This window comes from Streptomyces sp. NBC_00239 (genome assembly GCF_036194065.1).
Lineage (GTDB): Bacteria > Actinomycetota > Actinomycetes > Streptomycetales > Streptomycetaceae > Streptomyces.
Genome location: NZ_CP108095.1, coordinates 4,375,218 through 4,394,343, shown reverse-complemented (window position 1 = coordinate 4,394,343; position 19,126 = coordinate 4,375,218). Strand labels below are relative to the sequence as shown.

Genomic DNA, 19,126 nt, shown 5'->3' with positions numbered 1-19,126 from the left:
CGTTTCTTTTGTCGGGACCTACAAGAGCATGCGTACGCGCTTTCGCTTCGCAGCGACTACCGGGGGCCTTGATCGGCTGCGGTTCCCGGCTCGGACGGGATTGTGGCTTCATCCAAGAAGCGGTTGTCCCGATTCCGTCTCGAAAACACCCCCGAAGCGGCCTTTCCGGCCCGCTGCGCGGGCCTCCCGAAGGGTTCCGCAGGCCCCTCCGGGAGGCGTTTTCAGGCCTCGGCCGGCCTACTTCCGGAGGGCCTTGGCACCCAGACTCTTGCCACTGTCCGCGGTCAGCGTCAGGGCGTTGCCCTCGATCGTGACCTTCAGTGCGCCGGAGCCCAGCAGCTCGGTCATCGCCTTCTCGGCGTCGCCCTCGGGGCCGGTGCAGGCCATCCGGGTCGAGGCGATCGGACCGAAGGTGACCGTGTCACCGGCGATCTTGGCCGTGGTGTTGAAGGAGTTGCAGCCCAGGTTGCCGCGGACCGAACCGTCCTTGCCCACGGTGAAGTACGACTTGCCCTCGGGCACGGAGGAGACGCTGTCCAGCGGGGAGCTGCCCCCGGCCAGCGCGTCCACGGACCACTTGGTCCCGGTGAAGGAGGCGGCCTTCGGCGGGGCGACGGCCTTCGAGGTCAGGTTGATCCGGTCCCCGTCGGCGCCGGTCAGGGTGAGCTTGTCGGCACTCGCATCGGCCTTCAGCGCGCCCTTGAGGACACCGGCGTACAAGGTCTCGAACGCCATGTCGTCGCAGGCCATGGTGGTGGTGGCGCCGGGCTTGAAGGTCAGGGTGGCACCGTCGGTGGTGACGTCGGCGGTGAAGCGGTTGCAGCCGTAGTTGCCGCTGGCTTCCTTCCCCTCGATCACCAGGTCGGCGCCGGCCGGGGCGGCGGTCGTCTTGCCGTCCACGGTCACGCTCTCGACGTTCCACTTGATGCCGGTCAGCGCTTCGCCCTCGGGGGCGCTGCCGGTGGCCGTACCGCTGTCGGTACCGCAGGCGGTCATGGCAAGGGCGGCGACGAGGGCCGCGGGCACAAGGCGGAGGGTTCGCATGCCGCTCTGACGTGCCGCCCCCGGAAGCGGTTCCGTGTCCGGCCGCCCCCGGTCCGACCGTATGCCGATCAGCTCATCACCGGGAGTACGGCGGCCAGGTCGGCCCGCTCGCCACTGGCGCTGACCTGCGCTTCGGCGAGCGCCGCCGCCCAGCCGGTCCGCCCCGTGGCCAGCCGTACCCACGTCAGCGGGTCGGTCTCCACCACGTTGGGCGGCGTACCGCGGGTGTGCCGGGGGCCCTCCACGCACTGGACCACCGCGAACGGCGGGATCCGGACCTCCACCGAGCCACCGGGCGCCTTGGCCGCGAGGGCGTCCGCGAGGAGACGGGTGCACGCGGCCAGCGCCTGCCGCTCGAAGGGGATCGCGAGGCCCGCGGCACGGTTCAAATCATCGGTGTGGACGACGAGTTCGACGGTCCGGGTGACCATGAAGTCGGCCAGGGTCATGGAGCCGATGCGCAGGTCGAGCGGCCGGCTGCCGGGATGCGCGGCGAGCGCCGCGGCCAGACGGGCGACGGCGCGCTCGTACTGGACGTCCAGCGGGTCCTCCAGCGAGAGCTCCTTGGCGACCTCGGCGATCCGGCCGGCCAGAAAGGCAGTGGCGAAGGGCCACTCCACGGCCGTGACCTGGGCCTTCGCCGGGGCGGGCCGCTCGGTGGCGGCCGCCAGGGAGTCGATCACCCAGGCGATGTGCGCGGCCAGCTCCCGTACGGTCCAGCCGCCGAGGTGGGTGGGGCGCGCGAGCTGCTCCGCGGACAGCCCGCCCACCGCCTCGGCGATGTGGCCGAACTGGGCGGTCACGGCCGCGTCGATCTTCGCGGGGTCGTAGCTGCGGGTCTTGGGCTTCCGGGCCGTTGGCATGGTCCGAGCGTAATGCGGCCCGCGGCGGCGGCGCGGGACCGTTCGGCATTCGCACAGCCCCGCGGTCCCGGGCCGCACCCGCCGCCCGGGCGCGCGAACGCCGGTGCCCCGCCCTCCTGTTGGGGAGGACGGGGCACCGGAACGGTCACACCGGGCCGGGACTACGCGAGCAGCCCCGGGATGGTGGCCTCGTGCGCGGCGCGCAGCTCGGCCAGCGGCAGGCTGAACTCGCCCTGGATCTCGATCTCTTCGCCGTCCACGACACCGATGCGGGTGGCCGGGAGGCCCCGGGCGCCGCACATGTCGGTGAAGCGGAGCTCCTCGCTGCGCGGTACGGACACGATGGCCCGGCCCGCCGACTCGGAGAACAGGAAGGTGAAGGCGTCCAGGCCCTCGGGGACGATCACCCGCGCGCCGTTCCCGCCCTTGAGGCAGGACTCGGCGAGCGCCTGGATCACGCCGCCGTCCGACACGTCGTGCGCGGCGTCGACCATGCCGTCACGGGAGGCGGAGATGAGGATCTCGCCGAGCAGCTTCTCGCGGCCCAGGTCCACCTTCGGGGGCAGGCCGCCGAGGTGGTTGTGGACGACCTGGGACCAGGCCGAGCCGCCGAACTCCTCGCGGGTGTCACCGAGCAGGTAGAGCAGCTGGCCCTCTTCGGCGAAGGCCATCGGCGTGCGGCGGTTGACGTCGTCGATCACACCGAGGACCGCCACGACCGGGGTCGGGTGGATCGCGATGTCACCCGTCTGGTTGTAGAGGGAGACGTTGCCGCCGGTGACCGGGGTGCCCAGCTCCAGGCAGCCGTCGGCCAGACCGCGGCAGGCCTCGGCGAACTGCCACATGACGTCCGGGTCCTCGGGCGAGCCGAAGTTCAGGCAGTCGGAGATGGCCAGCGGCTTGGCGCCGGTCGCGGCGACGTTGCGATACGCCTCGGCCAGCGCGAGCTGCGCGCCGGTGTACGGGTCGAGCTTGGCGTACCGGCCGTTGCCGTCGGTCGCCATGGCCACGCCGAGGTTGGTCTCCTCGTCGATGCGGACCATGCCCGCGTCCTCGGGCTGCGAGAGGACGGTGTTGCCCTGCACGAAGCGGTCGTACTGGTCGGTGACCCACGCCTTGGAGGCCTGGTTCGGGGAGGCGACCAGCGCGAGGACCTGCTCGCGCAGCTCCGCGGCGGACTGCGGGCGGGGCAGCCTGCCCGCGTCGTCCGCCTGAAGCGCGTCCTGCCAGGAGGGGCGCGCGTACGGGCGGTGGTACGTCGGGCCCTCGTGGGCGACGGACCGCGGCGGGACGTCGACGATCTGCTCGCCGTGCCAGAAGATCTCCAGCCGCTCGCCCTCGGTGACCTCACCGATCACGGTGGCGATGACGTCCCACTTCTCGCAGATCTCGAGGAAGCGCTCGACCTTCGCCGGCTCGACGATCGCGCACATGCGCTCCTGCGACTCGCTCATGAGGATTTCCTCGGGCGAGAGCGTCGCGTCGCGCAGCGGGACGGTGTCGAGGTCGACCCGCATGCCGCCGGAACCGGCCGAGGCCAGCTCCGAGGTGGCGCAGGAGAGCCCGGCGCCGCCGAGGTCCTGGATGCCCGCGACGAGGTCTTCCTTGAAGATCTCCAGGGTGCACTCGATGAGGAGCTTCTCCTGGAAGGGGTCGCCGACCTGCACGGCGGGGCGCTTGGCCGGGCCGGTGGAGTCGAAGGTCTCCGAGGCCAGGACCGAGACGCCGCCGATGCCGTCGCCGCCGGTGCGGGCACCGTAGAGGATCACCTTGTTGCCGGGGCCCGAGGCCTTGGCGAGGTGGATGTCCTCGTGCTTCATCACGCCGATGCATCCGGCGTTGACCAGCGGGTTGCCCTGGTAGCACTCGTCGAAGACGACCTCGCCGCCGATGTTCGGCAGGCCCAGGCAGTTGCCGTAGCCGCCGATGCCCGCGACGACGCCCGGCAGGACGCGCTTGGTGTCGGGGTGGTCGGCCGCGCCGAAGCGCAGCGGGTCGACGACGGCGACCGGGCGGGCGCCCATGGCGAGGATGTCGCGGACGATGCCGCCGATGCCGGTGGCCGCGCCCTGGTAGGGCTCGATGTAGCTGGGGTGGTTGTGCGACTCCACCTTGAAGGTGACCGCGTAGCCCTGGCCCACGTCGACGACGCCGGCGTTCTCGCCGATGCCGACGAGGAGGGCGGTGTTCTCGGGGGCCTTCTCGCCGAACTGCTTCAGGTGGATCTTGCTGCTCTTGTACGAGCAGTGCTCGGACCACATGACCGAGTACATGGCGAGCTCGGCGCCGGTCGGACGGCGGTCGAGGATCTCCCGGATGCGGGCGTACTCGTCCTCCTTGAGGCCGAGTTCCTTCCACGGCTGGGAGGCGTCCGGGGTCTCGGTGGCGTGCTTGACGGTGTCGAGGCTCATGCGGAGACCAGCTTCTTCAGGACCGACGTGAAGAACGGGAGGCCGTCGGTGGCGCCCGTCCCGATCAGCGGCTCGACCGCGTGCTCGGGGTGCGGCATGAGGCCGACGACGTTCCCGGCGGCGTTGGTGATGCCGGCGATGTCGCGGAGCGACCCGTTCGGGTTCACGTCGAGGTACCGGAAGGCCACGCGGCCCTCGGCCTCGAGCTCGTCGAGCGTGTGCTCGTCGGCGACGTACCGGCCGTCCATGTTCTTGAGCGGGACGGAGATCTCCTGGCCCTGCTCGTAGTCGCCGGTCCAGGCGGTCTCCGCGTTCTCGACGCGGAGCTTCTGGTCGCGGCAGATGAAGTGCAGGTGGTTGTTGCGCAGCATCGCGCCGGGCAGCAGATGGGCCTCGGTGAGGATCTGGAAGCCGTTGCAGATGCCCAGGACGGGCATGCCCGCCTTTGCCTGCTCGATGATCGTCTCCATCACCGGCGAGAAGCGGGAGATCGCGCCCGCACGCAGGTAGTCGCCGTAGGAGAAGCCGCCCGCGAGGACGACCGCGTCGACCTGGTGCAGGTCCTTGTCGCGGTGCCACAGCGAAACCGGCTCGGCGCCCGCGAGGCGGACGGCGCGCAGCGAATCACGGTCGTCGAGCGTTCCGGGGAACGTGACGACTCCGATGCGAGTGGTCACCGTCAGTCCTCGACCTTCACGGTGAAGTCTTCGATGACGGTGTTGGCGAGGAACGTTTCGGCCATCTTGTGGATGCGGTCGAGAGCGGCCTGATCGACCGGCCCCTCGACTTCGAGCTCGAAGCGCTTCCCCTGGCGGACGTCGGCGATCCCCTCGAAGCCAAGGCGCGGCAGTGCACGCTGCACCGCCTGGCCCTGAGGGTCGAGGATCTCCGGCTTGAGCATGACGTCGACTACGACGCGTGCCACTGGCACTCCCGGTGTGGTGGTTGGTGCGAAGGCGGTCTCATCAGCGTACCCGGCCGAAATTTCTACGCGGGTAGATATGCCCCGGGCACGCACGGATCGCGGTTTCGGCTTCACCAACACTCCGCAAAATCACCAGGAAAAACACGCTGTCGGGATTGCGGCGGGACACGCGGGCGGGATTAATTGGTCTTCACAATGCGTCGGTAATCGAGGTACAAAGGAATCCATAGTCGAGGTGACTTTAGCCGCGATCCGGCAGGCCATCTGCAGGCACATTGTTCCGAAACATCCATACAGGCGACATCGCAGCACGTCAGCGCAGCGAGATCGCACGAAGGGACCGATATCCGTGGCGCAGCGCGTAGTAGTCACGATCTCCGACGACATCGAAGGCGGAGAAGCGGCGGAAACGGTGGTCTTCGGGCTCGACGGTAAGTCGTACGAGATCGACCTGAATCTTGCCAACGCAAAGAAACTGCGCAAGAGCCTCGCGCCGTTCGTGGCGGCCGGCCGCCGCCAGGCCCGCTCCGGCAAGACCTTCAAGCACACGGCCCTCGCACCCGACCCGGCGGTCGTCCGCGCCTGGGCCCGCTCCAACAACCTCGACGTGCCGCCCCGCGGCCGCATCCCCAAGAAGGTCTACGAGGCCTACAACGAGGCGCACTGACCGCCGATTTGCCAAGCACCCCACCACATCCGCTAGTGTGTGGATCACGCCGAGGGGCCAGACCGCAGGTCAGAACCCCGAAGTCGTGCGGGTGTAGTTCAGTAGCAGAACATCCCCCTTCCAGGGGGAAGGCGCAGTGTGCGATTCCTGTCACCCGCTCTGCACAACGCTTTACCGACCACTCCGGTGGATCAGGTAGAGTGGTGCTCGCACCGCCCGATGGCCCCGGTTTCCCGAGGTCGGAGGTCGGAAGCATGCGGACGTGGCTCAGTTGGTAGAGCATCACCTTGCCAAGGTGAGGGTCGCGAGTTCGAATCTCGTCGTCCGCTCAGAGAGAAGGCCCCAGTCATCTGACTGGGGCCTTCTGCGTTGCCCGGATTCCGGGAACGGGCGGTGTGACGGTCCCCACAGCATTGCGCCCGGACTCCCCGGCCGCACGATCGTGATCGTGACCGGCCGCGGGCGGGGCCGGGCACCCGGTGCGGACGCTCGCGGCGGGCGCGCGGACCTTCGCACCGAAGACGCTGTCGGGCCGGCGTCGGCGAGGTCATCCGGGCAGCGCGCGGCGGAATCCGTTGCGGGGAAACGGAGTTGGCGGCCGACGCGATCGGCGCGCGGGACCCGCCGCCGGCCGCGCGGAAGGCGGCGGCGCCCGAACCGGCCGCGGAGGGAGCGCCGGTGGCGGAGATCGCGGAGCGGCCCCGGCCGCCCCGGAGACGGCGTGGCACCACCCCTGGCCGGCCGTCCCGGAGCGCGGTGCGGCGACCACCACACGGCGGTGCGTCTCGCACGGGACCGAGGTTGGGTATAGTGGGCTTCGCGCTACGGCGCATGCGGACGTGGCTCAGTTGGTAGAGCATCACCTTGCCAAGGTGAGGGTCGCGAGTTCGAATCTCGTCGTCCGCTCAGATGAAGAAGGCCCCGGTCAGTCGACCGGGGCCTTCTTCGTGCGCTCAGTGGCTCCAGGCGAGGCCCGTGAGCAGCTCGTACGCCTCGATGTACTTGGCGCTGGTCTTCTCGACGATCTCGGCGGGCAGCGGCGGCGGGGGCTGCTCGCTCGTACGGTCCCAGCCCGAGGCGGGCGAGGTCAGCCAGTTCCGGACGATCTGCTTGTCGTACGAGGCCTGCGCGCGGCCCGGCTCCCAGTCGGCGGCCGGCCAGAAGCGCGAGGAGTCGGGGGTCAGCACCTCGTCGGCTGCCACCAGGGTGTCGCCGTCGAAGCCGAACTCGAACTTGGTGTCCGCGAGGATGATGCCCCGCTCGCGCGCGACGTCCCGGGCGCGGCCGTACACGGCGAGGGTGGTCTGGCGGAGCAGGGCCGCCGTCTCGGCGCCGACGGTGCGGGCCACTTCCTCGTAGGAGACGTTCTCGTCGTGCTCGCCGACGGCGGCCTTGGCGGCCGGGGTGAAGATCGGCGCGGGCAGCTCGGAGCCGTCCACCAGGCCCTCGGGCAGGGCGAGTCCGCAGACCGTGCGGGTCTGGTTGTACTCCAGGAGGCCGGAGCCGGTGAGGTAGCCGCGGGCCACGCACTCGACGGGGACCATGTCGAGGTTCTTGCAGATCATGGTGCGGCCGGCCCAGTCGGCGGGGGCGCCGGCCGGCAGCTCGGTGCTGATCACGTGGTTCGGGACCAGGTCGGCGAGCTGGTCGAACCACCAGAGGGAGAGCTGGGTGAGGACCCGGCCCTTGTGGGGGATCTCGGTGGGGAGCACCCAGTCGAAGGCGGACAGGCGGTCGCTGGCGACCATGACGAGCTCGCCGGCCTCGTTGCGGTAGAGCTCGCGCACCTTGCCGGTGTGGAGGTGGACGAGGCCCGGAACCTGAACCGGCTCGGGCTTTTCGACGAATCCGGACACGGTGTCTCCCTGTGGTTCTTTACGAAGCACTCCGATTCTCGCGCACGCGCCGGCGATCGTGGTCAAGGGGGGCGGTTCACCGGCGGGTCAGTCGCGCTTGCAGATCCGGTCGAGGAGGTTGGCGGTGGCCCGCTGGATCCGTCCGTCGACGTGGCCGGGGCGGTCGAGTGCCGGGGACCAGGCGAAGGTGCCGGAGGCGAAGACGAGGGCGCCGCTCGGTGCCCGGTAGAGCGAGGTCTCCTGGTGGCGCCGGGCCCCTTCGCCGTCCCGGTACGGGGAGTGGGCGAGCAGGATCCGGCTCTGGTGCTCGGGGAGCTGGGTGCGCGGGTAGTAGCGGTCGGCCTCGCCCGCGACCAGGCCGTCGAGCTCGTCGCCCTCGGCCGCGCCGGTGGCGTCCCAGAGCCAGTGACCGGCGTTGCGGACGACCAGCGGGGCCGGTTCCGGGACCCGGCCGGCGTACTGGATGCCGAGGAGCTGCTGTTCGGCGCGGTCGACCTCGCGCCACAGGGCCGGGCGGCCGGGACCGCGCCGTTTTCGGCAGGTCAGCAGCCGGTCGGGCACTCCGGCGGGCGCGGGGGACAGCTCCACCTGCCAGTACATGGTGTTCGCGGAGAGGAAGACCAGGGAGGTGCCGCCGTCGCGGGCGGCCTCGACGGCCCGGCGCATGGGCACGGACCAGTACTCGTCGTGGCCGGGGAAGACCAGGCCCCGGTAGCGGGCCGGGTCGACGCGGCCGGCGTGCAGGTCGCGGGCGTCGGCGTACGCGAGGTCGTAGCCGTAGCGCTCGGCCCAGCGGATGAAGTCGTAGGCGTGGCCGACGTGCAGGGGGAGGCCGGCGCCCGCGTACGGGCGGTCGAAGGAGACGGTGATGGCCGCCTCCTGCTCGCCCAGCAGCCGGCCCTGCTCGTCCCAGGCGTGATAGAGGCTCGCGCCGGTGCGGCCGTCCTCGGGGTAGAGGTTGTAGGCCTGCCAGGTGATGTCCGGGAGCAGGAGCAGCAGGTCGGCCGGGCGGTCGTCGCGGACCGTGAAGGGGATGTGCGAGCGGAAGCCGTCGACGGTGGTCAGGACCGCGACGTACGCGCCGGGATTCCAGTACGACGGGACCTGTAGGCGCCAGGAGAGCCACCAGTGGTGGCAGGAGACGGTGCGGTCGGCGGCGAGCGGGGCGGGCTGGACGATGCCGGAGAGCATCGGACTGGAGTGGATCTTCGAGGCGCCGTCGCCGCCGTAGTGGCCGATCCGGTAGATGTCCACGGAGAACTGCTGCGGGGGGTCGACGGTGATGCGGAAGTCGATGGCCTCGCCGGGGGCGACCGCGCCGGTGGAGCTGAAGCCCTTGACCTGGCGGTGCACGTCGTCGGCGGTGCGGGGGCCGCTGCTGCGGGCCGCCCGGGGCGGCGGGATGGGGCGGCCGCCGTCGCCCGCCGCGTCCGCGCCGGTGCCCGCGGCGGCGGCCGGGTCCACGTACCAGGGCACGACCTGGCCGGTGTCGTCGAAGTAGAGCTCGCTGCCGCGGAACCACGGGAGCGGGCCCTGGCCGAACGGGTCCGTCACCGCGTGTGCGAGGGCACCCGACTCCCACCTCCGGATCTGGTCCGCACTCATCCCGCTCCCCTCCCTCGCTCCCCCGAACGCGTGCTGCCGCATGGTGCGCGGTGGTCCGCGACCGATCCCAGCACATCACATAACGCACTCACTCCGTCACCGTTCGTCGCGAATTGGCGAGAGCGGAACATACTGATCCGTTTCTGACGATGCGGGGGCGGACCCGGGTGCGGATCCGGTACGAGGCCTCGGGCACCTTCCGGGTGGCTTCGTACGGGCCCACCCGGAAGGGGTCTCACACCAGCCTGACCGGCTTCTCCGGTCGTACGCCGGTCTCCGCGAGCCAGGCCCGCAGGGGTTCCGGATCGCCGTCCTCGACCAAGGCGAGGACCCGCGGGGCGAGGTCCGAGCGGCGCTCGCCCGCGACGAACAGGACCGGGCCGTCGAGCCAGTCCAGGCCCGGGGCGGCACCCGCCGAATCGACCGCGGCGCAGCAGACCATCGCCGAGACGTGGTCGGCCAGCAGATCGCGGCCGCTGCGGGGCGGCTGGAGGGGGAACAGCGGCACGGTGTCCGCGCCCGTGGCGGCCGGTGCCGCGGGCACGGCGGCCTCGGCGCGGGCCACGTCCCCGCTGAGCCGGCCGGCCAGCGCCTCGGACACCGCGCCGTCCGCACCCGACAGGTGGGCGATGACGCGCTCCAGGGTGGGACCGTCCAGGCCGTCGGGACGGTCCAGGCCGTGGGGGGCGGAGGCGGGCTGCGGGGCGTCCGGGGCGGGTGGTGTCCGGACGTCGGGGGCCTGGGCCGGGTCGTCGGGGCGGGCGGCGCGGTGGCCGGCCGGGACCGCCAACACGTCCAGGGCGCGGTGCAGGCGGGCCGCCTCGGTCCGCCACTTCCGGTCCACGACCTCCTCCGGATACGCCTGCCAGTCCACCGGCGCCCAGTCCGGTCCCGGCTGCGCCGGGCCGCCGTGGAAGAGCCGGGCCGCCAGCAGCGAGGCGGCCTCGTCCACCGCCCCCGGCTCCTCCAGGAGATCGCACGCGGGCCGCTCGCCGAGCCGGGTCGCGAAGCCTTCCGCGAGCCGGTCCCGGCGCGAGAGTTCGGTGAGGGCCGACACCACGCCCGCGTCCAGCCGGGACGGCCAGCGGCCCATCCGCCAGGCGGGCAGCGCGACCCGGGTCAGCAGCCGGTCCCAGCCCGCGTACGCCAGCCCGACCTGCTCCTGCGCGACGATCCGCAGCCCGTAGTCCACAGCCTGTGCACGCTCGGAGGCGGCGGTGGCCACCCCCCGCTCCATTTCGGCCGCGTGCTCCTGGCAACGACCCAGCAGCACGCGGCCCAGCCCGGCCACCCAGCCCAGCCCGGGCCGCCCGCCGACCGCGACCGCGGCGTCGAGGCCGCGGACGAAACGGCGGGCCGCGGCTATGTCGGGCTGGGCGGACGGACCGGTGCCGGCGACCACGGGAGCCAGCACGGCGCGCAGCTCGGCCACCCGCATCCACCACAGGAACGGGGTGCCGATGACGAGGACGGGCGCCCCGTCCGGAGCCGCCGCGGGAGCACCGGAGGCGCCCTTGCGGTGGCTGCGGTGCGTTCGGTCCTCAAGCCAGCTGTCGCAGTCCGGAGTGAGCGCTATCGCCGAGGGAGCGGGCACGTCCATCCGGTCCGCGAGGTCGCGGACCAGGCGGTAGAGGTCGGGCGCGGACCGTTCGGCGAGCGGCACGGTCGGGCTCACCGCGGGACTGGCGTGCCGGACGACCGCGGCGAAGACCCCGGCCACCAGCAGGATCACGGCCGCGACGACGCACACCACGACGGTGACGGCCGGCCACGGGTCCCCGGCCAGCCGGCCGGTGGACCGCGCGGAGACCAGGACGACCCCCAGGGCTGCGGGCAGCACGGCCACGGCCGTCGCCCGACTGCGCAGGCGCAGTACGGCGAGTGCCCTGGCACGCGCGCTCAACGCGCCCACCTCGATACCCAAACCGGTTCCGGACACGGCCGGTCGTCACCCCCTCGGTGCCCTGCGCTGGCTTTGCTCACTCCCCCACTGTGGCACCCGCCACCCACATCGCAATGCCGGTGGGCCAAGTGCCGGAATCCTTGCGCGGCACCCTAGTTGGGAGTTCGGCAGGAGTCAGCCGGACTGCTCAGCGTCACCCGATGGAATGGCTTTGGTCAAAGGTGGGTGCGGTTCGGGGCGGCCGGATGCAGACGTACGGACGGGCCCGGGCGCATCCTGCGCGCTCCGGGCCCGTCCGTACGTGTGTGCTGCTCTGGGGCTGGATTTCGCCGCCGCCGAGCGGATTCAGCTCGCTTCGGCCGCTTTTTCTGCAATGTCCGTGCGGTGCTGCGAGCCGTCGAGGCGGATGCGGGCGACCGCCTTATACGCGCGCTCACGCGCCTGCGCCAGATCGGATCCGGTCGCCGTGACGGAGAGCACCCGGCCGCCCGCGCTGACGACGGCGCCGCCCTCCTGGCGGGTGCCGGCGTGCAGCACGTACGCCTGCGGGGCGTCCTCGGCCGCGATCTCGTCGAGGCCCTCGATCGGGTCGCCCGTGCGCGGCGTGCCGGGGTAGTTGTGGGCGGCCACGACGACGGTGACGGCCGCGTCATCGCGCCAGGCGAGGGGCGGCAGGGTGTCGAGGGTGCCGTTGGCCGAGCCGAGCAGCACGCCCGCGAGGGGGGTCTTCAGACGGGCCAGGACCACTTGGGTCTCGGGGTCGCCGAAGCGCGCGTTGAACTCGATGACCCGGACCCCGCGGCCGGTGATCGCCAGGCCCGCGTAGAGCAGGCCGGAGAAGGGGGTGCCGCGGCGGCGCAGCTCGTCGACGGTGGGCTGGAGCACCGTCTCCATGACCTCGTCGACCAGCTTCGGGTCGGCCCAGGGCAGCGGGGAGTAGGCGCCCATGCCGCCGGTGTTCGGGCCGAGGTCGCCGTCGAGCGCGCGCTTGAAGTCCTGCGCGGGCTGGAGCGGCAGCACGGTGGTGCCGTCGGTGATGGCGAAGAGGGAGACCTCGGGGCCGTCGAGGTACTCCTCGATGACCACCCGGTCGCAGGCCAGGGCGTGCGCCCGGGCCTCGGCGAGGTCGGAGGTGACGACGACGCCCTTGCCGGCCGCGAGGCCGTCGTCCTTGACCACGTACGGGGCGCCGAAGGCGTCGAGCGCCTCGTCGATCTCCGCCGCGGTGGTGCAGACGTAGGAGCGGGCCGTCGGGACGCCGGCCGCGGCCATGACGTCCTTGGCGAAGGCCTTGGAGCCCTCCAGCTGCGCCGCCTCCCCGGAGGGGCCGAAGCAGGGGATGCCGGCGGCGCGGACCGCGTCGGCGACCCCGGCGACCAGCGGTGCCTCCGGGCCGACGACGACCAGTTCGGCACCGAGTTCGGTGGCCAGGCGGGCCACGGCCGCGCCGTCGAGGGCGTCGACCGGGTGCAGCGTGGCCACCTCGGCGATGCCCGCGTTACCGGGTGCGCAGTGCAGACCGGTGACGTCGGGGTCGAGGGACAGAGAGCGGCACAGGGCGTGTTCGCGGGCGCCGCCGCCGATGACGAGGACCTTCACGAGTGCAGCCTAGCCCGCGCGGCGGGGTGCCCTTTGTGCGGGCACCCCAATGACCTGCCCCTACTCGTTCGTATATTCCTCCACGACGGTGGCCCCGAGCTCGCGCACGATCAGGTCGTGACCGGTCAGCGCGCTGTCCACGAGGTCCGGGTCGTCGGCCTCCGCGATGTCGTCCTCGGGGGCGACGGGAGGCGGCTGCGGGGCGGACTGCGGCGGGGCCTGCACGTGCTGACCGCCGGGCTGCTGCCCGTGCTGGGGGCCGCCCTGCGGGCCGTGCTGCCCCTGCTGCTGCCCGGGCTGGTGGGCGGGGGGCTGCGCGGGGGCGCCGGCCGAGGGGGCGGCCGGCGGGGGCGGGTTGTAGGCGGGCGCGGCCGGGGCCCCGTACGAGGACATGGCCGCGGGGGCGGCCGGGCCGCCGCCGCCGACAACGGCGTCGATCTTCCAGTTCACGTGGAACTGCTCGGCGAGCACCGCCTTGAGCACTTCCTCGCTGCCGCTGCTCGCGAAGTTGTCGCGGGCCCCGGCGTTGGGGAAGCCGAGCTGGACGGTCGTCCCGTCGAAGCCGGTGACCTGGGCGTTCTGGCTGAGCAGGATCCAGGTGAAGCGGCGGCGGTTCTTGACTGCCTCCAGGATCCCCGGCCACATCGCCTGCACCTGCCCGGCGCCCTGGGCCATCCCGGGCGACGGGGCGGCGGCGGGCACGGGGGCGGCGGCCGCGGGGGCGGGCGTCGCGGCCGGGGCGGGCGCGGGGGCACCGGCGCCGGGCTGGGCGGCGCCGGGCCAGGCGCCGGGGGCGGGTGCCGCGGGCGCTGCCGGTGCCGCGGCGGGGGCGCCGGATCCCGGCTGGGCGGCGCCCGGCCAGGCCCCGGGGGCCGGAGCGGCGGGTGCGGGCTGGGCCTGCGGCCGGGCCGCCGGGGCGCCCGGGGTGGCGGCGCCGGGCCAGGCGCCAGGCGCCGGGGCGGCGGGTGCGGGTGCCTCGGCCGGTTCGGGCACGGCGGCGGGTGCCGGAGCCGCGGCCTGCGGCTGCGCGGCGGGGGGCTGGGCGGCCGGAGCGGGCGCGCCGGGGCCCCGTACCGCCGCACGTGCGGCGGCCGGACCGGCACCGGGCCCGGCGGGCGCCGGCGCCATGGCGTGCGCCTCGGGCCCGGGTACGTACCCCATGGCCGGAGCCGCGCCGCCGGCCACGAAGGCACCGGCGCCGACGGCCGTCCCCGCACCCGCGGCGGCCGCGCCGCGCTCCAGGCGGTCGAGGCGGGCCTGCACGGACCGCTCGTCGTCGAAGGCCGCGGGCAGCAGCACGCGAGCGCAGATCAGCTCCAGCTGGAGCCGCGGCGAGGTGGCCCCGCGCATCTCCGTCAGACCGGTGTTCACCAGGTCCGCGGCGCGGGAGAGTTCGGCCGCGCCGAAGACCGCGGCCTGCGCCTGCATCCGCTCGACCACGTCCACGGGGGCGTCGATGAGCCCCTTCGCACCGGCGTCCGGCACGGCCGCGAGGATCACCAGGTCGCGCAGCCGCTCCAGCAGGTCGGCGACGAAGCGGCGCGGGTCGTTGCCCCCCTCGATCACCCGGTCCACGACCTCGAAGGCCGCCGCGCCGTCGCCGGCGGCGAAGGCGTCGACCACCGCGTCCAGCAGCGAGCCGTCGGTGTATCCGAGGAGCGAGGTCGCCATGGCGTACGTCACGGTGTCGGTGGCCGCGCCGGCGAGCAGCTGGTCCATGACGGACATGGAGTCACGGACGGAGCCGGCGCCCGCGCGCACGACCAGCGGCAGCACGCCGTCCTCGACGCCCATCTGCTCGCGCCCGCAGACGTCGGCGAGGTAATCGCGGAGCGTGCCGGGCGGCACCAGCCGGAACGGGTAGTGGTGCGTGCGGGACCGGATGGTCCCGATGACCTTCTCCGGCTCCGTCGTGGCGAAGATGAACTTGAGGTGCTCCGGCGGCTCCTCGACCACCTTCAGCAGGGCGTTGAAGCCCGCCGAGGTGACCATGTGCGCCTCGTCGATGATGTAGATCTTGTACCGGCTGGAGGCGGGCCCGAAGAAGGCCTTCTCGCGCAGGTCGCGGGCGTCGTCCACACCACCGTGCGACGCGGCGTCGATCTCGATGACGTCGATGGACCCGGGGCCGTTCCTGGCCAGGTCGCGGCAGGACTGGCACTCGCCGCAGGGCGTGGGAGTGGGACCTTGCTCACAGTTCAGGCAGCGGGCGAGGATGCGCGCGCTGGTGGTCTTGCCGCAGCCGCGCGGGCCGCTGAACAGGTACGCGTGATTGACCCGGTTGTTTCGCAGGGCCTGCATCAGCGGGGCAGTGACATGCTCCTGTCCGATGACCTCGGCGAACGACTCGGGGCGGTAGCGGCGGTACAGCGCAAGGGACGACACGCTTACGAGCGTATCCGGGCCCGCCGACAACGGACGGCCACCAAACGCAAAGCGCCCCCCACGCACCCGCCAGAGCCCACTTACCCTTGCTGCCTTCCGGCCCTGGGGGAGTTGGGTGAGATAGCGCCACGTGAGGGGCTGGCCCCAGCGTAGCGGATGAAGGCCCCCGGAATCGACCCGCTCCCCGCCACGGGACCGCCGAGGGACTCCCCCGAGGCCACCGCGGGGAACGCGTTCGCGAGCACCCCTCAACGTCTTGTATTGTTTGCCGCGGAGGATTCGCCTAGTGGCCTAGGGCGCACGCTTGGAAAGCGTGTTGGGGGCAACCCCTCACGAGTTCGAATCTCGTATCCTCCGCCAGTGCCTCACCGGGCACTTGAAGACCCCGACCGGGAAACCGGCCGGGGTCTTCTGCGTTCCGGAGTTGCCGCGCGTGATCTCCGGGGCTCCAGGGCTCAGGGTGTGACGACCACCTTGCCGTGGGCGGCGCCGGACTGGGCCCGGCGGATGGCTTCGGGTGTCTGGGCCAGGGGGTACGTACGGTCGAGGACCGGGGTGAGGCGGCCCTCGCCGGCCAGTTCCGCGAGTCGGCGGATGTCGTCCGCGCGTTCCGAGGAGACCAGGCCGCGCAGCCGGTGGCGCACGAACGGGGACAGCAGCACGGCCCGGAGCGTGCGGTCCGTGCCGCCCAGCCAGCGGCCGCCGCCCTCGCCGCCGACGATCACGAGCGTGCCGCGCGGGACCAGGGCCCGGCGCAGCGCGGACAGCGGGCGGTTGCCCGCGATGTCGAGGACGAGGTCGTAGCGGCGGGTGCCGTCGGTGACGTCCTCGCGGGTGTAGTCGACGACCTCGTCGGCGCCGAGCGAGCGCACCAGGTCCGCCTTGGCCGTGCTGCACACGCCGGTGACGTGGGCGCCGGCGTCCTTGGCCAGCTGCACCGCGTACGTGCCCACGCCGCCGCCCGCGCCGATGACCAGGACCCGCTGCCCCCGGCGGACCCGGCCGGCGTCGCGCAGGGCCTGGAGGGCGGTGAGGCCTGAGATGGGCAGGGCCGCGGCCTGGGCCGGGGTGAGGGTGTCCGGCCGCGTCACGAACCGGTCCTCGGGGGCGCACGCGTACTCGGCGAAGGACCCCTCGCAGATGCCGAACACCTCGTCGCCCGGCCGGAACCGCGTCACGCCCGCACCGACCGCCTCGACCCGGCCCGCGACGTCGCGGCCCCGGACGGGCACCTTGGGGGCGCGCAGCCCGAAGCCCATCAGCCGCAGCAGGTACGGCAGTCCGGTCATGAGGTGCCAGACTCCGGCGTCGACGGCGGCCGCCTGCACCCGGACGAGCACCTCGCCGGGCCGCGCGGCCGGCCGCGGCACCTCGCGCAGTTCCAGCACGTCCGCGGTCCCGTACACGTCCTGCACGATCGCCTTCATGAGCCCGCCCCTGTGGTGTCGGTGGTGCCTGAAGAGCCGCCGGCGCCGCCGGTCGCGGCGTCCGGGTAGTGGAAGACCTCGTCCAGCGGGACCCGGAACACCCGGGCGATCTGGAAGGCCAGCTCCAGCGAGGGCGAGTAGCGGCCCTTCTCGATGGCGATGACGGTCTGCCGGGTCACCCCGACCCGGTCCGCGAGTTCCGCCTGGGTCATCTCGCCGGCGGCGGCCCGCAGCGCCCTGATCGCGTTCGTGACGCGGGTCGGCCTCACCACGGCCGGAAGCCCCACCGGTAGGCGACGATCTTCGCCGTGGAGCCGAGGAGGGCCGACAGGACGAAGGCCAGGTAGAGGGTGTTGGCGATCCAGAAGGGGGCCGTCTCGGCCATCGCCATGACCAGGGCCGCGATCCCGCCGGTGACGACGAAGGACTGGCCGATGTGCTCGCCGTACCGGTGGATCTCCCGGTCCCGCTGGTCGGTGCGGCCGCCGTCGCCGCGGGAGCCGAGCGCGGCCGCGATGTTCAGCGCGATCGAGACCGCGATGGCGGCGCCGACCGTCCACAGCAGCGCGGCCTCGTACGGGGCCTCGGCGAGCGGGGTGCCGCCGGCCGTGCCCAGTACGGCGACGAGGTAGGCCGCGTAGCCGCAGGCCGAGACCACCGCCATGATCCAGGCGCGCTTCTCCTCGATGCCCATGGTGGCGAGCAGGCCGTCGGCCCCCTCGGCGGCGCCCCCGGAACCGGCGCCCCCGCCCGTGTTCCCTGTTCCGTGTGCCACGCCCATACGGCGCCTCCGGCCCGTGATGTCCCGCAGTGGTGTCAAGAATTCTTGACACCGGTGAACGTAGGACCGCCCCCGCGCCATGTCAAGGATTTTTGACACGACAGCGGGGGCGGAGGGTCCGGCGGCCGGGGCCGCCCGGCTACGCGTCCTTCATCGCGGGCATGTCGCCGACGGTCGTCGACAGGTCGATGACCGAGAAGTTCGCGCCCTGCGGGTCGGTGAGCGCCGCGAACCGCCCGAAGGGGCTGTCCATCGGCCCGAACTGGAGCTTCGCCCCGCGGTCCGTGGCACGCTTCACCGCGCCGTCGCAGTCGCCCACGGCGAAGTACACGCAGATGTACGGCGGCACCTCGGCCGGGAAGTCCTTGTCCATGACCATCCGGCCGAGGACCATGTTGTCCTTGCCCCCGACGTGGAAGACCTTGTAGTCCATCACCTCGTCGTCCATCTTCTGCGCCCCGAACGGGAAGACCGACGCGAGGAACGCGTCCGCCGTCGCCGGGTCCCGCGTGAACAGCTCGGCCCAGGCGAAGGACCCCGGCTCGCCCATCTTCTCGAAGCCCTTGTGGTCACCGGGCTGCCAGATCCCGAACACCGCGCCGCTCGGCTCCTTGCCGAGCATCATCGAGCCGAACGTGCCGACCTCCATCGGCTCCATCAGCACCTCGCCGCCCGCCGCCTTCACCTTCTCCGCCGTCGCCCGGGCATCGGGCGAGGCGAAGTACAGACACCAGGCGGACTGGCCCTCCGCGCCCGGCATCGGGGGCACGACGGCGGCCACCGCCTTGCCGTCCGCGTAGGCCTGCGTGTAGTTGCCGTACTCGCTGGAGCTCTCACCGAAGGTCCAGCCCAGTACGTCGCCGTAGAAGGCCTTGGCGCCCTCCACGTCGCTGAACATGGCGTCCACCCAGCACGGGGCGCCTTCCGGGAATTCAGACATGATCATGACTCCGTCTCGATCGTTTTGTCCCGGATGCACACGCTAGCCACCCGGTGCGCCGACCGCGCGCGGAGCGGCCCTTGTCCGGAACATGGAGTCATGGACAAGAAGGCAGGCATCACCATGCGGCTGGCACAGCAGCCGGACGCCGACGCGCTGCTCGCCCGCAGCCCGCTGGCGGCCCTGGTCGGCATGCTGCTCGACCAGCAGGTCCCCATGGAGTGGGCGTTCTCCGGCCCGTACACCATCGCCACCCGGCTGGGAGCGGACGATCTGGACGCGCACGTGATCGCCGCGTACGACCCGGAGGCCTTCGCGGCGCTGCTCTCGGAGAAGCCGGCCGTGCACCGCTACCCGGGCTCGATGGCCAAGCGCGTCCAGCAGCTGTGCCAGTACCTGGTCGAGCACTACGGCGGCGACGCGGCCGCCGTGTGGGCGGACGCCGCTACGGGTACGGAGCTGCTCGGACGGCTGAAGGACCTGCCGGGCTTCGGGCAGCAGAAGGCCCAGATCTTCCTGGCGCTGCTGGGGAAGCAGTTCGGCGTTCGGCCGCGCGGGTGGCGGACCGCCGCCGGGGCGTACGGCGAGGACGGCTGCTATCGCTCGGCGGCCGACATCACCGGCCCCGAGTCGCTGGCGAAGGTACGGGAGTACAAGCAGGCGGCGAAGCAGGCCGCGAAAGCCGCCAAGGCCGCCGGGGCCTGAGCCGGGGCGGGGCCC

The 19,126-nt window shown here is 72.6% G+C and carries 16 protein-coding genes, 4 tRNA genes and 1 other RNA gene; 6 read left to right on the top strand and 15 right to left on the bottom strand.

Annotated elements, in window-relative coordinates; genetic code table 11:
- Positions 1-237 precede the first annotated feature (237 nt).
- From OG764_RS19440 to purS, 5 genes are all read right to left on the bottom strand, one after another.
- Positions 238-1,026, bottom strand: coding sequence for an META domain-containing protein (locus OG764_RS19440; RefSeq protein WP_328969688.1), 789 nt, complete (start codon positions 1,024-1,026; stop codon positions 238-240).
- A gap of 86 nt (positions 1,027-1,112) precedes the next feature.
- Positions 1,113-1,907 (bottom strand): maleylpyruvate isomerase family mycothiol-dependent enzyme, encoded by a 795-nt coding sequence (locus OG764_RS19435; protein ID WP_328969687.1) that lies wholly within the window; start codon positions 1,905-1,907, stop codon positions 1,113-1,115.
- Positions 1,908-2,068: 161 nt separating this feature from the next.
- A complete protein-coding gene (gene purL, locus OG764_RS19430; RefSeq protein ID WP_328969686.1) occupies positions 2,069-4,318 on the bottom strand; it encodes a phosphoribosylformylglycinamidine synthase subunit PurL in 2,250 nt (749 codons plus the stop codon).
- A complete protein-coding gene (purQ, locus tag OG764_RS19425; RefSeq protein ID WP_328969685.1) occupies positions 4,315-4,995 on the bottom strand; it encodes a phosphoribosylformylglycinamidine synthase subunit PurQ in 681 nt (226 codons plus the stop codon). The genes purL and purQ overlap by 4 nt, the downstream gene beginning before the upstream one ends.
- A 2-nt stretch (positions 4,996-4,997) precedes the next feature.
- A complete protein-coding gene (gene purS / locus OG764_RS19420) occupies positions 4,998-5,249 on the bottom strand; it encodes a phosphoribosylformylglycinamidine synthase subunit PurS (protein WP_328969684.1) in 252 nt (83 codons plus the stop codon).
- Positions 5,250-5,592: 343 nt separating this feature from the next.
- Between purS and OG764_RS19415 the strand changes: the two genes are divergently transcribed.
- From OG764_RS19415 to OG764_RS19400, 4 genes are all read left to right on the top strand, one after another.
- Positions 5,593-5,910 (top strand): histone-like nucleoid-structuring protein Lsr2, encoded by a 318-nt coding sequence (locus tag OG764_RS19415; protein ID WP_328969683.1) that lies wholly within the window; start codon positions 5,593-5,595, stop codon positions 5,908-5,910.
- An 87-nt stretch (positions 5,911-5,997) separates the two neighbouring features.
- Positions 5,998-6,069 (top strand) — tRNA-Gly (locus OG764_RS19410).
- A 97-nt stretch (positions 6,070-6,166) separates the two neighbouring features.
- Positions 6,167-6,239, top strand: a tRNA-Gly gene (locus tag OG764_RS19405).
- Positions 6,240-6,743: 504 nt separating this feature from the next.
- Positions 6,744-6,816 (top strand) — tRNA-Gly (locus OG764_RS19400).
- A gap of 47 nt (positions 6,817-6,863) precedes the next feature.
- On the opposite strand, the gene OG764_RS19395 is transcribed toward OG764_RS19400, so the two are convergent.
- The 6 genes from OG764_RS19395 to ffs form a co-directional block, all read right to left on the bottom strand.
- Positions 6,864-7,766 (bottom strand): phosphoribosylaminoimidazolesuccinocarboxamide synthase, encoded by a 903-nt coding sequence (locus OG764_RS19395; protein ID WP_328969682.1) that lies wholly within the window; start codon positions 7,764-7,766, stop codon positions 6,864-6,866.
- 87 nt (positions 7,767-7,853) lie between these two features.
- Positions 7,854-9,371, bottom strand: a complete 1,518-nt coding sequence (locus OG764_RS19390; protein ID WP_328969681.1) for a N,N-dimethylformamidase beta subunit family domain-containing protein — start codon at positions 9,369-9,371, stop codon at positions 7,854-7,856.
- Between the two features lie 235 nt (positions 9,372-9,606).
- Positions 9,607-11,310: a hypothetical protein gene (locus tag OG764_RS19385; protein WP_328969680.1), complete on the bottom strand. Its 1,704-nt coding sequence runs from the start codon at positions 11,308-11,310 to the stop codon at positions 9,607-9,609.
- A gap of 309 nt (positions 11,311-11,619) precedes the next feature.
- Positions 11,620-12,873, bottom strand: coding sequence for a phosphoribosylamine--glycine ligase (gene purD, locus OG764_RS19380; RefSeq protein WP_328969679.1), 1,254 nt, complete (start codon positions 12,871-12,873; stop codon positions 11,620-11,622).
- Positions 12,874-12,933: 60 nt separating this feature from the next.
- The gene (locus OG764_RS19375; protein ID WP_328969678.1) at positions 12,934-15,258 is read right to left on the bottom strand and encodes a DNA polymerase III subunit gamma and tau; all 2,325 of its coding nucleotides are present in this window, start codon (positions 15,256-15,258) and stop codon (positions 12,934-12,936) included.
- A gap of 44 nt (positions 15,259-15,302) precedes the next feature.
- Positions 15,303-15,401, bottom strand: an RNA gene (gene ffs / locus OG764_RS19370) — signal recognition particle sRNA small type.
- A gap of 129 nt (positions 15,402-15,530) precedes the next feature.
- Here ffs and OG764_RS19365 point away from each other — a divergent pair.
- Positions 15,531-15,618 (top strand) — tRNA-Ser (locus OG764_RS19365).
- A 95-nt stretch (positions 15,619-15,713) separates the two neighbouring features.
- Here the strand turns inward: OG764_RS19365 and OG764_RS19360 are convergent.
- From OG764_RS19360 to OG764_RS19345, 4 genes are all read right to left on the bottom strand, one after another.
- Complete coding sequence (locus OG764_RS19360) at positions 15,714-16,685, bottom strand: NAD(P)-dependent alcohol dehydrogenase (protein WP_328969677.1); 972 nt, start codon at positions 16,683-16,685, stop codon at positions 15,714-15,716.
- The gene (locus OG764_RS19355; protein WP_443055985.1) at positions 16,682-16,957 is read right to left on the bottom strand and encodes a helix-turn-helix transcriptional regulator; all 276 of its coding nucleotides are present in this window, start codon (positions 16,955-16,957) and stop codon (positions 16,682-16,684) included. Before OG764_RS19355 ends, OG764_RS19360 begins: the two co-directional genes overlap by 4 nt.
- Positions 16,951-17,466 carry a hypothetical protein gene (locus OG764_RS19350; RefSeq protein WP_328969676.1) on the bottom strand — a complete coding sequence of 172 codons (516 nt, stop codon included), beginning with the start codon at positions 17,464-17,466 and terminating at the stop codon, positions 16,951-16,953. Before OG764_RS19350 ends, OG764_RS19355 begins: the two co-directional genes overlap by 7 nt.
- A gap of 139 nt (positions 17,467-17,605) precedes the next feature.
- Complete coding sequence (locus OG764_RS19345; RefSeq protein WP_328969675.1) at positions 17,606-18,406, bottom strand: VOC family protein; 801 nt, start codon at positions 18,404-18,406, stop codon at positions 17,606-17,608.
- 99 nt (positions 18,407-18,505) lie between these two features.
- Between OG764_RS19345 and OG764_RS19340 the strand changes: the two genes are divergently transcribed.
- On the top strand, positions 18,506-19,111 hold the full coding sequence (locus OG764_RS19340; RefSeq protein ID WP_328969674.1) for an HhH-GPD-type base excision DNA repair protein: 606 nt from the start codon (positions 18,506-18,508) through the stop codon (positions 19,109-19,111).
- The last annotated feature ends 15 nt before the right edge of the window (positions 19,112-19,126 follow it).